Below are 2,369 nucleotides of genomic sequence, written 5' to 3'. Positions count from 1 at the left end.
CATCAGTATATATCGGATATTCAGCCAATTCCTCTGCCGTAAGATTTATATTCTCGGCTATATATACGATTAATTCGCTGTTACCGTCTGCGATAGATTTTACCGCTTTAACAAAGTCGGATGCGTTTTTTACAACAACGTATGTCTTGCCGTCTATTACTGTTGTTTCACTGATACCTGTATCCAACACAGCAGATACCGTTACATCACATTTCGGCATTGTAAATTCATAACCGTTTTCGTTTGTTGTAAGCTTAATATCATTTCCGTTTACATCTGTAACGGCTACTACTGCACCGTCTGCAATACCGCAAACGGTTACCTTGTTCCCCGGTAATGCTCCGCGGGCATAGTCCCCGTTAATAAGAGTGTCAGCCTTAACGCCACTCTGTTTTATTAAATAAAGCTCCGGATTTTTATTATTTGCAAAAGAAGGTTCATTATTATAGTCAATGCCCCACGTTTTAAGTGTTGTACCTTTCACTTGGTTAGGGTTTGCTCTGACATATTCATTCAACTTAGCCGGAATATACAATCCATCCGCATCTTGTTCGCTTACCGTAGAATCTTTATCTACCATTTTGGAAATACACTCATCTTTTTCAATATCATAGTACACATCATAACAGTCATTTTCTTCATAATACATATTATTTTCAAGAGTAAGTCCTGACATTTCTGCATACGAAACTATACCGCCCGAACGGCGTGAATTGAATATATCACTATTGGCACAGTTATATATTTCGGTTTTACCGCATGCCTCACCGACAATACCTCCGTAAAGACTTGTCACATTAACACCGCTGTTTTTTAATACACAGTTTGCGATAACCGTATTACCCGATGTTGAGTAAACAATACCGCCAAATTCATATATATAACCTGTTGCGGTTACACAGCAGTTTGTAATTGTTGAATTATAAGCCTCGGCTGCGATACCACCGCATATGCCATAGTTCAATGATATATATACATCACAGTTATCTATACTGGTATTATTTGCAACTTGTACAATACCGGCTGATTTTTCGTTATAAACATGGGAATTTATATTAACATTTTTAATAACGGCACCGTCTGTTTCGGCAAACAATATACAGTCTGCCGTAATCTCTGCACCGTTTCCGTCAAATGTACCTGTATACGGTGCGTTTTTGCCTATCAATCCAACATTTGAATAAGCCCAATAACCGCTATAATCACGGTAGTTAATACTTTTAGCCACTACCTTTGCATTTGCGTCTGTCTGACCTGCCTCTACGATTCTTGCAAACGCAACCAAATCATCTGCATCAGAGATGTAATACACACCCTCGGAATCTGTTGTTAAATTATAATCACATATTGCCTGTATATTTACCTGACTTTTCGGCATTGTAAATTCATATGTGTTATCGCTCGTTTTTGTAACTTTGACACTTTTTCCTTTTGAATCTGTAACCTTTATTTCCTTTACTGAATTTATTAGGTTGCTGTAATCATTATACAAATCTACTTCTACTTCAATCGTCTTTCCGGCTCTTGAATAATCAGCGGACGTTTGAATAATATCCTCGTCATATATGTGATAAATTTCATATACAGGCACAGGGCATTTTTCTACGATTTTTGCAGTTTGAATTTCATTTTCCGTTACAAAGTCCCAGTACATATACCCACTGCGTTGCGCATTTACATTTAATGCATCCATTGTACTGTCGGAGAAAAGTTCTTCCGTTGTCTTTGCTATATCCGAACCTATATTGGTTGTCACTTTATTTTCGTCATTGTCATAACCGGCACAAAATACTCCGCTGTTTTTCTCCGAATTATAATAAGCAGTATCATAATTATAATTACCGATACCTATAAATGCACCGACCGATTTTTTATCATCAGCAGTATTTTTCTGTACAACAGTACCGTTATTTACTGCGTTACGAAAAGTAACACCACCCTGAGCGTATCCGATAAAACCGCCGACAAAACCACTGCCGCTTACCGATACTTCACTGTATACATTATACAAGTCACGCTTAGATTTCATTATGCCGACAAGTGCGCCGGTATATGAAGATGTATCATCTCCGCCGTCTACACTTCCCTTAATTACAAGGTTTCCTATGTATGCATCTGATGTAATTCCAAACAAGCCCGTTGCTACAGTACTGTTATATTTCGTGCCGCTTGTGATGTCGAGCGTTACAGTGTGACCTTTACCGTTAAAATTACCTTTATACGGATTGTCATTTGTACCTATCGGTTCAAAACCTTTTTCCGTTGAGGCTGTAACATCTGCTGTGAGAACGACGTTTCCTGCCTCATACCCGTCATTTACTGCCTTTGATAAAATCAAAAGTTCCTCATCTGTTGAAACAATATAGTTA

General features: G+C 38.1%; 1 protein-coding gene. It reads right to left on the bottom strand.

The window, feature by feature from the left end; genetic code table 11:
* A partial coding sequence (locus ACLTU0_RS11740) for a hypothetical protein (protein ID WP_412322622.1) occupies nt 1-2,369 on the bottom strand: 2,369 nt, incomplete at both ends.

The organism is Hominilimicola sp. (assembly GCF_046972485.1).
In the GTDB taxonomy this organism is placed as follows: Bacteria; Bacillota; Clostridia; order UBA1381; family UBA1381; genus Hominilimicola; species Hominilimicola fabiformis.
The sequence above is the reverse complement of the archived record's forward strand: the minus strand, read 5'-3'. Positions and strand labels throughout refer to the sequence as shown.